The sequence below is a fragment of the Chryseobacterium sp. UF-81 genome (genome assembly GCF_058245105.1).
On record NZ_JBSIBX010000002.1, the window covers coordinates 143,679 to 157,719 of the forward strand.

Genomic DNA, 14,041 nt, shown 5'->3' on the forward strand with positions numbered 1-14,041 from the left:
TTGATGAAAAATATTATTTCGATCCTGTTTTTTATGACAGGGCTGTCTCTTTCTGCCCAAGTGGGAATTAAAACTGATATACCAAATGCGAAGCTTGATGTGAATGGTGATATCAATCTAAGAAATAAAATCGTTGTCCTTAACGTTACAGACAATACTTTATCCCAGGGTAATAATGATCAGATTCTTGTTTCTCAGGGAGAAGGCTATCCTCCGATATGGAAGTCACTTCGTATTCCGGAATATGAACCGAATAAGTTTTATCTGATATTCAATAATTCTTTCTCAGATACAACGGGAATAAAATTTACGAGCAGCGAGCAGTCAAGCATTGCTGCCAAAAATACAGCTTTTACCAAAGGAGCAGACATCTCAAGCCTTCCGGGATTTAAGAAGATCACAGGTCTGTCCCAGCCGATCAGTGTATTCAGCACGGAAAGCAAAACTTATTTTCAGTTTGAAACTGTGGTGCAGGCTAATCTTCCTGTAAATGGAACACCTGATATTTCCATAGATTATGCATGCGGTATTTTTGTAGATAACAAGCTGGTTAACCTCAGACAGAGAAACTTAAAGGCAAGTAGTGCAGCAAGTACCTTTATTACACACAATCAGATCGGGATAGTCACCAATCTTTCCAAAGGACAGCACGATGTAAGTGTTGCCTGCTCAAGACTTGGATCCTATAGAACAACAAGCGATGTGGTATTGGCTATTGGAATAAACGCAGATACCAACATTAACAGCTTTATTACTCAGTCTTCTCTGAAAGTTGATGTGTACGAAATTCCTCAGGTGTTTAATCCAATTATAAATTAATCAGACTATGAAAAAAATTATTATCATAAAGTCTTTATTTTTTGCTGTGTGGGCAACTGCACAAGTGGGAGTGAATACGTCAAATCCTGTCAACATGCTGGATATAAACGGCGATTTAAACGTTGCGAGAGAAATCAGAACCGGGGGAACAAATCTGCTGAGAGGATCTGCCGGATCTGCGGGGACTATTCTTCATAACAATTCAGAGCTGAATGTGAACGACTGGAAAAGTATAAAAATTGCCGATGGGCAGGGGAGTATGTCGGTATTTTCACTGAATACCGTTGCAGACCAGACCGGAGTCAGCTTCTCCAATCCTAACGGTTCTACCTCTCCTTATTCGGAAGGGATGACGATTACCTCTGATTGGACGGTTCTCCCGGGAACTGTTGATACTTTTTCCATTACCAATGCTGTGAATAAAGTGGCTTTTACCTTTCAGACCACCGCTCAGAAAACAGGAAATTCAAATGCTTCAACAGGTTTTGCATGCGGTATCTTTGTGGATAATACACTCAGAGCAGTGAGAACAGATGTTTTAATAGGTTCGGAGGGAAGTTATAAGGTTTTCAACCTTAATGCAACACTTGCCAAACTTATGCCTAAAAACAATTACAGCGTCAAGGTAGCCTGTACGAAAAGGAACCTTAATTCAGGAACATTGGGAATAGGAAGAGCAGTAAACACAGATTACCTGAACAATGAAATGTCTCAGTCTGTTTTAACGACATCCGTCCTGCAGCCTTATTAATTTTCATGATATATCATAAATAAAAACCTGAAGACATTATGTTTTTAGGTTTTTTTGTAAAAAAGATATGGATTGTTATGAATTTGTTGAATAAGTAAATGTTTTCATCAAAAAAATGAATTATATTTGTCAACTCACTAAAATATTTTTTCATGGGAAAAAACTATCTTTTTAAAATCATTGCCGGGGTATTTTTCGGACTTATGGTTTCATGTGACAATTCTTCTTCAGATCAATTCGAGCCCAGTGCAAATACCGGGAACAATGGGAATACGACGCCCCCTCCAGCCAGAGTTCTGGAGAAAATTACAGTAAACGGTACTATTCAGGAAGAATATACAGTCAACGGTACTGCTTTTCAGAAAGGAATGCTTAGAGATGGAAATACCAGTAATTATTATACCGGTACCGTAACTTATATCAGTAATAAAATCGGGAAAATAAAGTTCCTTGGGAGCCTGGCAGGAAGCATGACTTATGATTTTAGCGTGAGCGAAGACAGTAAAGGCAATGTTTACAGTGCAACATGTACCGGTACGGCTGCTGCTGCAATAGACTCTTTTGTAAGTGATTATATATTTACTTATGATGCCAGCGGTAAAAAGCTTGTAAAAATTCTTGAAAAAAGAAAGGTGGCCGGAAATACAGCGTACAGCTTATTCACGGAAATGACTTTTACCTATATGGGAGATAATATTTTCAAGGCTGAATGTGCCAAAGGAACACTTACATCAACCGGAGCGCCTAATATGACTACTGCAAAAATGACTGTTTATAGCTACCAGAACTATGACTCTAAAGTTAATCCGTTCTCAACGCTTCCTAAAACATTCTTTACTGCCTGGAGCCTGGTCCGCCCTGAGAATTTCTACAGAATTTCTCCGAATAACCCGACCTCGGTATATGTGATGCCGCCATCTCCTGCACCGGCAGTGAATACACCCATGACTTATCTGTATGATGCCTATAACTATCCGGTTTCGGATAAGGATCAGCTTCTTAAATATACTTACAGAACTCTATAAAGCCCAATTGGTTATCAGTTTTACTGGAATATAAATAAAAACATAACTTTTGTTCAAAAAAAAGTTATATTTGTCAAAAAATAAACAATTACCTGGAAATGAAACAGCTTTTCTACTTTATTTTATTAATAGCAGGACTTTCATCAATACATTCCTGTAAAGACATGTTAGACGAAGACGGGGATCCTTTATTGGACCTGAATGAAACAGGAGGGCTGATCGGTCCAAGAGCATTATACAGAGAAATTACAGACAAGGATACATTAGCAGAATATCACTACAGTGGGCTTTTGGTAACGAAAGTAATCACAGACAGTGCTTCAATCACAAATATTGCGTACAGTGGCGACAAAATAAGCGAAATTGACTTCAACGGATTTTTGGATCTAGATGGAAACGGAAAGCTTGATAAAGACAGTGTTTCTTACAGTCAGTTATTTACTTATGGACCCAATGACAAACTGGTAACTATTTCTGAAAACCGTTCTGTTTTCAGAAGGCCTCCACCTGTACCGCCGGCAACTAATCCCGGACCACAGACTCTTTTGAGAAAAACAAAGACGCTTTACGATTTAAAATATAACGCTTCTACAGCAAAGCTGGATTCCATCATTATGAAAAACGGTCCTGATGTTTCCGGAACACCGTTTGCGTTTATCAGCTATTCTAAAACAGGATACACCTATTTGGGGGATAACGTTTCCAGAGTAGTAAGAAATTATGGACCGATGGCTGGAGGGGCATTTGGAAGACCTACGACCAGATTTGCCTATGACTTTGTAAATTACGATACTGAGATCAGTCCATTTACACTGCTTCCTTCAGTATACAAAATTTCAAGACTTTTATCAACTGAAATTAATGATAAAGAGAGTCATATCTTATCTCCGAATAACCCTAAGAAAAGATCGGTAACGGATCTTATACCTCCTATCCCGTCTCCGATTAACTGGACAACCAACTACAGCTACGATCCGCAGACTTATATGACGAAAGGATTTGGTGTAAACTACATTTATAAGCCTTTTTAAAAGAATCTTTAAAATATACGGGCCCAATCTTTTGTAAGATTGGGCTTTTTATTTTTTATCCCTTAATTTTGCAAAAAATTTCTGAATGAAATATTTAATAGTCGGGCTTGGAAATAAAGGTCCTGAATACGAAAATACACGCCACAATATAGGATTCAAAGTAGCTGAAAAAATTGCCGAAACACTGGAAGCTCCATTTAATACAACTAATTTCGGCTGGATGGCAGAAGGGAAATACAAAGGAAGAAAGGTTTTCATTCTGAAGCCGGATACCTATATGAATCTTTCGGGAAATGCAGTGAGATTCTGGATGCAGAAAGAAAATATTCCATTAGAAAATGTGCTGATCATTACAGATGATCTTGCCCTTCCGTTCGGGACTTTAAGAATGAAGATGAAAGGTTCTGATGCAGGTCATAACGGACTGAAAAGCATTAATGAAATGCTCAATACCCAGAATTATGCAAGGCTGAGGTTCGGGATTTCTGCAGATTTTTCCGAAGGCCGACAGGTAGATTATGTATTAGGTACCTGGAATGAAGAAGAATCTGAAAAGCTGGGTGAAAGGATTGAAAAATTTTCTAAAGCCGGCCTGTCTTTTGTGTTTGCCGGTATCAATAATACAATGTCAGCATTCAACGGAAAATAAATAGAAGTTACAACAGAAATCAATTGATTTCTACTTTAATGATTTCCAAAAAACAAGACCATCGGATTTTCCGATGGTCTTGCTGTATACTTTAAAATCAATTTCCAATCTAACTATAACATGATTTTATCTACGTATAATGAAAATGTAGCAGATCCCTGTCTCTTAAAGCCAGGTTACCACTCCGGTTTCAACATCATAATTGGCTCCGACTATTTTGATCTTACCTTCGTCTTCAAGCTTTTTAAGTGTTGAACTTTGTGTACGGATATCTTCGATGGCATTTTTTACATTTTGCTGATTCAGCCTCTCCAAAAGCGAGCCGTTTTTTGATGAACGTTCTTCTCCTTCTTCAATGATTTCATTAATGATAGGATCGAAATGATTGATTAAGTGGTTGAGATTATCCATCCCCATTCCCTGGATTTGTGCAGCATCCAGACCACCTTTTAATGCCCCGCATTTTGTGTGTCCTAAAACGACAACAAGTTTGGAACCTGCAACGTTACAGCCAAATTCCATTGAACCCAGAATGTCCTGATTTATAAAATTACCGGCAATTCTGATGCTGAAAATATCTCCTAATCCCTGATCAAAGATAAGTTCTGCAGAAGTACGGCTGTCTATACAGCTTAAAACTACTGCAAATGGCCATTGGCCTTCACGTGTTGCGTTGACTTGCTCTAAAAGGTCTCTGTTTGCTTTTAGGTTATTCACAAATCTTTGGTTTCCGTCTTTTAAAAAATTTAATGCTTTTTCAGGATTAATGGTAGATTGGGTTTCGTATGTATGTGCTTTCATATGATGATTTATTCTTTTTAAAAATTAAAGTTATTGTAATGAGCTTACATAGCTCTTCTGTGCGTGATCAGGATGTGGGAATCTTCGTCTGTTTCATAATCTTTGTATGAAGTTTTGAAGCCTAAAAGTTCCACATTAATATCTTCTTCTTTGGCCCGGATATTGGCGAAATCCTGGATCATTTCCAGTACATCCGTGGCAATATATGAAGTTCCTCTTGCATCAATGGTCACGGTAGAATTGGACTTCACATTTTTTAATGTTTTTTTGATGGCTGCCTTATTCAGGAAAGAAACTTCTTCTGCAAGCTTAATGTTGATTTCATCGGCATCATTCAGCTTTTCTCTGCTCAGATAATAAGCACGCTTCATATTACCCTGAAGGATATAGAATACGGAAATAGCCAGACCGATACCAACCCCTTTAAGAAGATCGGTTGCCACCACAGCTACCACGGTAGCAGCAAACGGAATGAACTGGAATTTGCCCAGGTGCCAGAAATGTTTGAATGTCGCAGGTTTTGCCAGCTTATATCCTACAAGGATCAGTACTGCTGCAAGTGTAGCAAGCGGTATTAGGTTCAGTATGAACGGAATAGTAAGCACGCATACCAGTAAAAGCACCCCATGGATTATAGCGGAAAGTTTTGAAGTGGCGCCGGCATTAGCATTGGCCGAACTTCTCACCACTACAGATGTCATTGGCAGTCCTCCGATAAACGAGCTTATTAAATTTCCGATTCCCTGTGCTTTAAGCTCAAGATTGGTATCAGTAATTCTTCTCTGCTTATCCAACCTGTCTGAGGCTTCAATACAAAGCAGGGTTTCAATAGAGGCTACAATGGCAATAGTTGCCCCTGCTATCCACACCTTAGGATTGGTGAATCCATTAAAATCAGGCATCGTAACAAGATTTTTGAAGTCATCCAAAGACTGCGGAACCGGTAATGAAACCAAATGCTGAGTATTGATCGCCAAAGAGCTGCCGGACAGCTTGAATGCTTCATTCAGAAGTATTCCTGCCACAACTGCCACCAATGCTCCGGGAAGCATTTTCATTCTTTTTAACGCCGGAATTTTGTCCCAGGCAATGAGAATACCTACAGAAACCAATGTTACTACGATAGCTCCCATATGTATGGCTCCGAATAATTCTGTGAAGTATCCGAAATTAAGACCGTTATCAAAAATAGCTTCATGGCCTTCGTAGTCTTTATCAAATCCCATGGCGTGAGGAATTTGTTTCAGAATAATGATGATACCGATTGCGGCAAGCATTCCTTCAATGACATTATTAGGAAAGTAATTGGATATACTTCCGGCTCTGATGAATCCCAGGATTAACTGGATAAGGCCTGCAATGATGCCTGCACAAAGGAACAGTTCGAACGCCCCCAGATCTGTAATAGCTGTTAAAACAATAGCTGTAAGACCGGCTGCGGGACCAGATACCGATACATTTGAATTGCTCAGAGATCCTACTACTATTCCTCCTACAATACCGGCAATTACACCTGACAAAGGCGGTGCCCCTGATGCTAAAGCGATTCCGAGACATAGTGGAAGCGCAACTAAGAATACAACGAGTCCGGAAGGGAAATTCTCCTTGATTCCTCCTATAAATGATGTTTTTTTCATGATGTTTTGAAAAATACTATAACCGATTGATCTATCTTCAGATAATCAATTATAAAAGATTGGAAATTTAATTTAAAGCACACGTATCCGATATCAGCCTGTGATATGAATACTATAAAAATCTAACTGTACTTAAGATTAAGCTTCCGGAGGCGGAGAAAATATGGTGAGTAAGGGCGACAGATGAAAGGAATCATCTATCAGCTCAAAAGATACGCCCTGAAGATCAGGTTCGGAAAACTTCACATAATCGAATACGTCCAAAGTTTTCGGAAGTGTCTTTTCGTAAACAATAAAAGATGATGGGTGAGAATGGGGCTCTTCTTCATTGATGATTACATTGGTTCTTGCTATATCCCAGCCCGCAACCGCAGCAATGCCTGGCAGTGCTGTGAAGTTCAGGAAAAAGGTCAATACAATAATACTCCAGAGTTTCATCTTATCTTACATTCATTTTAGAAAAACTAGTCTGTTTTTCTGCTCATTACCCAGTCAGAACTTGTAAGGTTGTAGATTTTTTGGATGTCTTTCAGAATTTTCTCGAAATCAATCTCCAAATCAATGATCTTACCTGTTCTAAGGTCAAATACCCAGCCGTGTACAATAGGATATTCATCGATGATGTATCTTTCCTGTACGCAGGCCATTTTGATCACGTTGATGCACTGTTCCTGAACATTAAGTTCTACAAGCTTGTCATAACGTTTTCCTTCATCTTCGATAGCGTCTAATTCCGTCTGGTGCAATCTGTAAACATCGCGGATGTTCCTTAACCATGGATTTAATAATCCAAGATCCTGAGGGGTCATCGCTGCTTTTACGCCGCCGCAGTTATAGTGCCCGCAAACAATAATGTGTTTTACTTTAAGATGTTCTACAGCATATTGAATGACCGCTGTGGAACTCATGTCTAAAGTATTGACAACATTAGCTATATTTCTGTGGACAAAAACTTCTCCAGGTTTTGCGCCCATGATCTCTTCCGCTGTAGCTCTGCTGTCTGAACATCCGATATATAAATAATCAGGATTCTGAGTTTTTGCCAGTTCGTGAAAGAATTCCGGGTTTTGTGAAATTTTAGACTCTACCCACTTTCTGTTATTTTCAAAAATAATTTCGTACGATTGTGACATAATTTAAAATTAAAAGGTTGTAATTATTTATTTCGTTTAAATTATTTTCAAATTCAATAGATTAAATCAATAACCATGCAAAAATATAATTTTTGCCGAAAAGACAGACAGTTTTAACAAAGTTTAATATTAAAATATGCTTAAAATCATGTTCAAAAAGGCTGTTATCCGGCATTTCTATTTGAAAAACGAATATTCAAACCGAAACTTTGTATAAAATTACAAACTATAAATGATAAAAATTAAAACCTGGGATTAAAATATTCTTAATTCTATTAAAAAAACCGCCTCAAAACTGAGACGGTTCAAATTTTAAACAGTTATTGGCTGTTATTCCTTAATAATTTTCACTACTGTTTCAGAATTGTTGATTCGTACTACATAAGCTCCTGATACTAAAGATGAAAGATCTGTACTTTCGTTTTCAAACTTCCCTGACTTTACCAGCTGGCCGGACAGGTTGTAAATCTGATAATAGTATTCTTTAGCAATATCATTTCCTTTGATATACAGCATATTCTTCACAGGATTCGGGAAGAACTCAAGTTTGTTCTGAGCTACTTTTTCTACGATCACTGATTTTGTAAGAACATTTGTTGCTCTAGCTAAAGCATTTGGCGCAACAGGAATGGCGAACGGCTCATATCTTCCGATTTCTTTTCCATTGGCATCGTATTTAATTTCAGCACAACGGCAGGACATAGCTGCCTGAGGACGGAAACCGAATGTTGGCGTTAAGAAATAATAAGGATTGGAAGTTGTTTTAAATAGCATCCCTAAAGAGCTTCCACCGCTACCCTGGCTGGCAGATGTCCAGATGCCAGAATACTGGAAAGCTTTTAAACCTGAGGTGCCATTAAGATAATCGCTCATCGCATTACCTCCGTTAAAACCTCTTATACCCGTATTAGGAAATAGGCCTATATTGTATTCCGGTCTGTTTAATATATATCCGTAAGCTACGGCTCCTTTTCCTGAATAATAGGCATACAGAGTACCGCCGATATAGTTATATTTAGCCGGGTCATAATTTTCATACTTCACCAATGCATTAATATCTCCCGGATCTATACCATAAGCATTATTAAATTGCTTGTTGTAGAACCAAGGTGTATTACCTTTTGAAATAAAATTACCAAGGATAATTCCAGTGGAAACGCTTTCAAGATCTACTATTCTCCAGCCTGCAGGACATGGATCGTAGGCAGATTTTTCGGTAGCATGACCCCATCTTTCCGGCATGTTTCCATTCTCATCAGAAACCCAGTCTAATTTTGCTGTATCAGTTTGATATAGATAATTTAGTGGGTTATTAACAGAATACTTTACTATTTTCTTCAGTTTATCTGCTTTTGAATCGGATGTAGAAACATTAGCTGCAGCTGAATATGTAGGGTAGGCCTGAGTATAAGAAGTTAAATAATCTGATTCAGGCATATTGGCTGTATAAGGTATTGCCCCGGTAGTAGCATTGGCAGGGTTATTTTGTCTGAATACATTATATGCAGCGTAATTGGTTCCATAGTTATAATAAGACGGTCCCGGATTGTAGAACACTGGCAATGGATCTTTTCTGCCCCATTGATAGTGTAAACCACCACTTTCACTTATTTGAGCTAATCTGGCTAGTGTGGCAGGATTTCCTGTAGGAAAGCTAGCTGTAGTAGGAGCAGCCAGACCTGATGCAAATACGGAACCGGAAGGTTCATAAATATGCTCATTCACCAGCTTATCTCTGGCTCCGAGATCCCTGTCCATAAAGGTCGTTTTCATAGGAACACCTGCACTGGTCATCGGATCTACAAACTGCTCGTTAGCAGGAATAACCCCTCCATTCCCTGCGTTTTCAGGATCTACATCATACTTTGTGATGACAGATCTTGGTGCCCATATATGCCAGCTCCATAATACCGGATCATTATGCTTGTTTGCTGACCAGGTTCCGCTACCCATGTGGAACGCAACCACAGCATTACCATATGTTTTTGAATTTAAGGTAACTCTTAATATGGCGCTCTCTATAGGGCCGTCTCCACCTATAATTTCCATTGTTTTGATCAGACTCGTATTGGTGGTCCAAACCACAGATGAGGTTTTTGTGCCCTCTGCAGGGAAAGAGAAGTCCGTACTTAAATGGAGCTTATGCATTGCATAGGCCTTTCTTAAAGGGATATCAATAATTCTGTCATTATCCCTGTTTGGATCTATATTATTTCCACTTGGATTGGGTGTTACCAGGTCAGAATTGGTATATTCTACATAACTGTTTGGAAGTTTGGTCCATGACTTTAAAGTTTCAGTAGAATAGATCTCGCTTCCTGAATAAACATATTGAGTGTCAAATTCCTGCGACATAGAAGCGGCGTTAGGGTCATAAATACAACGAACGCCACCATTGCCTGTATAAGCACTGCTTGAGAATCTATGCCATCCCGGTCTTGGTTTGGATCCACTTAAAGGATCTGATATTAAAGCCAATCCGGCAGCTCCAAATGAAGGATAACGTACCCCATTGATAACCTCGGATGCAGTCATAAATGTAGAAGTTAATAAACCTCCATCAGCACTCTGGTCCTGGAAATTGAGAACAGGTGTAATCCATCCGGTTCCATATTTTAGAGGGCTGGTCCCGTTAGGATAAGATTCATAATTTCCGTTGATAGGGAATTTGCCCAGATTCATTCCGGAAACTCCTGAGAAATCAAACCCAAACTGAGGATAAACCTTTATACCCGGATAATCGGCATTCAATGAAGTTGCATTGAATTCAGGATCAACAGTATTGCCGGTATGTTTTCCCCAAGGGCTGTATCTGTTTTCATCAGGCATTGGAGTAGAGGAGTTTCTTCCTCCTGAGAAGTAGCTTGAAGGGACTCTCCAGTTGCACGGACATGGATCATATGGTGATTTCAATGCGTATCTGGTACTGGCTTCCCCAACAACAGCATCGTCTATATCGGAATAGTTACCCTGCCGTATATCTCCCCAAAGGTCCCACGCAATGATGTTTTCACGGTAAGGAGGTTCATATTTTTTATATTTTTGTTTTGAGAACCATGTGGTGATTCCTACCGATGTCCAGCTGTCATTGCTGTTTTGCTTTAAAAAGTCTTCACCATCATTTAATAATGCCTGATCTTTTTTAGCCACATAAATTGGGGTTGCGATAAAGCTGATCGGGTTCTGGATAGAAAATCTGATGTTTCCGTTAGGAGTATCCGTTCCGGTATTGATCTGGGAAGAGTATTTATTACCTCTTACCTTGATGAATTTGGACTGGAATGCCGGATCATTATAATTTAGATTGATCTCTCCGCTAATAGGGTACAGGCTTAAGTCCTTAAGTCCGAATGGCGGGAACGGGTCTTTTCTTCCCCACTGATACTGCAGTCCGGCGGATTTGTGCCATTCATTTCCTACGAAACTTCCATTGGTTGCTCCAAGGTTTCTGTCCATCCATTTCCAGTTCGTTACGACATTTCCGTTTTTATCTTTTTCGAAACCATGGTGGTAAGTACTTCCGTCTTCAGGATCGTCGGTAACCCATACGTGCCATGACCAGTAGATCTTGTCATTTACTTTGTATGATATGACTGCATTACCTTCTTTTACCTTATTGACCATTACTTTGATCCTGGCGTTTTCTCCTGTGCCTTCTAAAGCAACAGATTTTATAAGTCCCGGCTCATCTTCCCAATATAGTCCTGCTTTTGTAAGTCCCTGCTCGGGAATAGGAGTGTAATTGCCACTGTCATCCTTCATAAAATCGCCACCTTTGGACCACATTTCATAAGCTTTTTTCACAGGAATATAAAGACCGTCTACATTGGCATTATTATTTTTCTTATCCTTACCGGTGAAGATATAGCTGTTCGGTGCTTTAGTCCAGTCGGCATAGTCAGACTGAGCGCCGGAATTGATGGTAAAGCAGGTAACGGGACATTCCTCCGTAGTCGGATTAGTGAAAATTCCTACATACTTTATAAATTTATTGATCTCAGTTTCTATATCCGCTAAAGGTCTTGAAGGGCCATTCCAGCCGGTGATCACTTTTCTGTTTCTGATGGCACCCACGCCGTATATTGAGGCCTGAGATGTATTGCTTAAAGAAAAGTTTTCTGAACCTGGACCTCTCTGCTTGTCATTAAGTGGAGGATATCCGAAATCATCGGTAGTATTATAGTTGCTTAGGGCAGTAAGAGAAATATACTGTCCGTTAGCTTTATAAACTCTTACTCCTGTGATCTTACTGATAACAATAACAACAGGCTGCTGGTTGGCAAAAACATCACCCAGTTTTTCATTAATATAATTGTAAAGATTATAATACCGGTTAACAAGGGCATTAGGATTGGTAAAATCCAGATAGCCTCTTCCCCAGGCTTCTCCTCCTTCTTCCGGAGGCAAAAACCAGTTACTGAAGTTAATAAAGAAACTTTCGTTTGAGAATTTTCCTGCAAACATATAAACTGGGTCATGATAAGAGAACTCGAAAGGACTTGTATCACTGTTCTGGTAAATAAATTTTTGGGAACTTGCTATGGTAGTGAGATTATTAGGGTTGGTAATGTTAACAACCGGTGAATTGGCGTTGGCGTTATCCAATGCTGCATTTCCCTGGAAAGATAAAACAATGTCATCCAGTTTTCTTACCAGATGCTGGGAGGTCACCCTGTCTTTTACTCCCGAAACGGTTCCGTTGGAGTTGTATAAAACGGTTCCGTTTTTTTTAGGTGTAAATAAAATCGTGTACTGGTTTTCATCCAGATCACAATTGGCGTAAGCATAATTCGATTGCTTGTAATGGCTTACGGTTTTATCCCATGTGACGGACTGCCAGTTGGTGATGGTAGCGTCCGAGCTTAATTCCACCTTAACGGAATGCGTGTTCAAAGCCGATTGAGGTAATTCAAAATTAGCTGTAAGCTCTTCATTGTATTCATAGTTACCTGAAAAAGTTTTACACCACAAAGAGACCCAGTTGTTTTGGGCATCCTTGTACTTGATGGTAACTTTTACATCTCCGGCGGTAGTGGGTTTTTGAAAGTTTCCTTTCATTACTACCAATCCCTTCTCATTCACATTTTGTGAAATGACGATAAGAGGATCCAGATCATAGACACTCGGAGGAAGAGGTGTCATGTATTTGAATCCAATACTGGTCTCATCAGGCCAGGGGACAGATGCTGCCTTTGCCCATGCATGAGACGATGCAATACAAAATACTGCAGCAAAAATCTTTAATGTCGATTTTTTTTTCATACGTGTAGAATTAAAAGTGTTTTATGAATGAATAGTATGGTTACAAGATATTTGAATACATACGGTTTACGGTTGTATCAATCCCAAGTTGATTACCTGGATTGAATTATGTGAGCCTTAAAATATTCTGGTATTGTATGTTAAGTTATATAACGAAGATGAGGCAATGCAGAAGACTACCTGTATTTAGAGCATAATTTTTTTCCATGTTATTGTGTTTTTATGTTGTTGTGTTTTGTAATAATTAAAAACTAAGTCAAACTTAATTTTAATTATCCTGAAGCAAAAGTCGATAAAAAAAATTTTTTCTGCAACAGATAATGTAATTTTCAGGAAAAAGGGTATATAGATTTATAAATTTATAACAAAAACTTTTATATTTTATTATTGATATAAGCCTCTGTAGCTGTTTCTGTTGGATAGATGGTTCCCGGATTTCCTACGACTATGGAATTGGCAGGAACATCAAAATTAACATACGAATTGGGAGCAATTAAAACATTGTTTCCAATAGTGATTCCGCCTACGATTACAGCGTTGGCCCCTATCCATACTTCATCACAAATGGTGGGAAATCCCTGAAGCTTGCCACGGTTTTGCTGACCGATCGTTACACCCTGTGCAATATTGCAGTTTTTTCCAATTTTGGCTTTGGGATTAATTACCAAGCTTCCCCAGTGGCCCAGATAAAAACCTTCTCCTATTTCAGTCTCAGGGTAGATCTGATAGCCATATTTTATCTGATAATGTCTGAGAACAAATTTCCAGAATATTCCTAAAACAGGCTTTTTGCTATATTCCTGAGCTTTTCTCAAAACATAAATGAAATGCAGGTTCGGATTGATACATTTTTTCCAGATCCCGAATGAAGAAAGCCATTTTCCGCTTTCCCTGTAAAAATCCTTTTGTATGACAGTATAACCCATTTTAGTG

The 14,041-nt window shown here is 38.9% G+C and carries 11 protein-coding genes; 5 read left to right on the forward strand and 6 right to left on the reverse strand.

What is annotated here, in order from left to right; translation table 11 throughout:
• Positions 1 to 3 precede the first annotated feature (3 nt).
• From AC4IFE_RS03700 to pth, 5 genes are all read left to right on the forward strand, one after another.
• Positions 4 to 819, forward strand: coding sequence for a hypothetical protein (locus AC4IFE_RS03700; protein WP_490754992.1), 816 nt, complete (start codon positions 4 to 6; stop codon positions 817 to 819).
• A gap of 7 nt (positions 820 to 826) precedes the next feature.
• The gene (locus tag AC4IFE_RS03705; RefSeq protein ID WP_490754994.1) at positions 827 to 1,570 is read left to right on the forward strand and encodes a hypothetical protein; all 744 of its coding nucleotides are present in this window, start codon (positions 827 to 829) and stop codon (positions 1,568 to 1,570) included.
• Positions 1,571 to 1,722: 152 nt separating this feature from the next.
• Positions 1,723 to 2,595 carry a hypothetical protein gene (locus AC4IFE_RS03710; RefSeq protein WP_490754996.1) on the forward strand — a complete coding sequence of 291 codons (873 nt, stop codon included), beginning with the start codon at positions 1,723 to 1,725 and terminating at the stop codon, positions 2,593 to 2,595.
• 98 nt (positions 2,596 to 2,693) lie between these two features.
• Positions 2,694 to 3,626: a hypothetical protein gene (locus AC4IFE_RS03715; protein ID WP_490754997.1), complete on the forward strand. Its 933-nt coding sequence runs from the start codon at positions 2,694 to 2,696 to the stop codon at positions 3,624 to 3,626.
• Positions 3,627 to 3,711: 85 nt separating this feature from the next.
• Positions 3,712 to 4,275, forward strand: a complete 564-nt coding sequence (gene pth, locus AC4IFE_RS03720) for an aminoacyl-tRNA hydrolase (protein ID WP_490754999.1) — start codon at positions 3,712 to 3,714, stop codon at positions 4,273 to 4,275.
• Positions 4,276 to 4,440: 165 nt separating this feature from the next.
• Here pth and AC4IFE_RS03725 read toward each other — a convergent pair whose 3' ends face one another.
• The 6 genes from AC4IFE_RS03725 to AC4IFE_RS03750 form a co-directional block, all read right to left on the reverse strand.
• Positions 4,441 to 5,076 (reverse strand): carbonic anhydrase, encoded by a 636-nt coding sequence (locus tag AC4IFE_RS03725; protein ID WP_490755001.1) that lies wholly within the window; start codon positions 5,074 to 5,076, stop codon positions 4,441 to 4,443.
• A gap of 44 nt (positions 5,077 to 5,120) precedes the next feature.
• Entirely contained in the window at positions 5,121 to 6,713 is a 1,593-nt protein-coding gene (locus AC4IFE_RS03730) for a SulP family inorganic anion transporter (protein WP_490755003.1), read from the reverse strand.
• Positions 6,714 to 6,851: 138 nt separating this feature from the next.
• Positions 6,852 to 7,151 (reverse strand): hypothetical protein, encoded by a 300-nt coding sequence (locus AC4IFE_RS03735; protein WP_490755004.1) that lies wholly within the window; start codon positions 7,149 to 7,151, stop codon positions 6,852 to 6,854.
• Positions 7,152 to 7,177: 26 nt separating this feature from the next.
• On the reverse strand, positions 7,178 to 7,846 hold the full coding sequence (locus tag AC4IFE_RS03740; RefSeq protein WP_490755006.1) for a carbonic anhydrase: 669 nt from the start codon (positions 7,844 to 7,846) through the stop codon (positions 7,178 to 7,180).
• Positions 7,847 to 8,176: 330 nt separating this feature from the next.
• The gene (locus tag AC4IFE_RS03745; protein ID WP_490755007.1) at positions 8,177 to 13,108 is read right to left on the reverse strand and encodes a T9SS type A sorting domain-containing protein; all 4,932 of its coding nucleotides are present in this window, start codon (positions 13,106 to 13,108) and stop codon (positions 8,177 to 8,179) included.
• A gap of 374 nt (positions 13,109 to 13,482) precedes the next feature.
• On the reverse strand, positions 13,483 to 14,034 hold the full coding sequence (locus AC4IFE_RS03750) for a serine O-acetyltransferase (protein WP_490755008.1): 552 nt from the start codon (positions 14,032 to 14,034) through the stop codon (positions 13,483 to 13,485).
• Positions 14,035 to 14,041 lie beyond the last annotated feature (7 nt).

Excerpts from the sequence above, each read along its gene's own strand:
- pth (WP_490754999.1), top strand. The coding sequence starts at position 3,712 with ATGAAATATTTAATAGTCGGGCTTGGAAATAAAGGTCCTGAATACGAA.
- AC4IFE_RS03710 (WP_490754996.1), top strand. The coding sequence starts at position 1,723 with ATGGGAAAAAACTATCTTTTTAAAATCATTGCCGGGGTATTTTTCGGA.
- AC4IFE_RS03740 (WP_490755006.1), bottom strand. The coding sequence starts at position 7,846 with ATGTCACAATCGTACGAAATTATTTTTGAAAATAACAGAAAGTGGGTA.
- AC4IFE_RS03735 (WP_490755004.1), bottom strand. The coding sequence starts at position 7,151 with ATGAAACTCTGGAGTATTATTGTATTGACCTTTTTCCTGAACTTCACA.
- AC4IFE_RS03705 (WP_490754994.1), top strand. The coding sequence starts at position 827 with ATGAAAAAAATTATTATCATAAAGTCTTTATTTTTTGCTGTGTGGGCA.
- AC4IFE_RS03730 (WP_490755003.1), bottom strand. The coding sequence starts at position 6,713 with ATGAAAAAAACATCATTTATAGGAGGAATCAAGGAGAATTTCCCTTCC.
- AC4IFE_RS03715 (WP_490754997.1), top strand. The coding sequence starts at position 2,694 with ATGAAACAGCTTTTCTACTTTATTTTATTAATAGCAGGACTTTCATCA.
- AC4IFE_RS03750 (WP_490755008.1), bottom strand. The coding sequence starts at position 14,034 with ATGGGTTATACTGTCATACAAAAGGATTTTTACAGGGAAAGCGGAAAA.
- AC4IFE_RS03700 (WP_490754992.1), top strand. The coding sequence starts at position 4 with ATGAAAAATATTATTTCGATCCTGTTTTTTATGACAGGGCTGTCTCTT.
- AC4IFE_RS03745 (WP_490755007.1), bottom strand. The coding sequence starts at position 13,108 with ATGAAAAAAAAATCGACATTAAAGATTTTTGCTGCAGTATTTTGTATT.
- AC4IFE_RS03725 (WP_490755001.1), bottom strand. The coding sequence starts at position 5,076 with ATGAAAGCACATACATACGAAACCCAATCTACCATTAATCCTGAAAAA.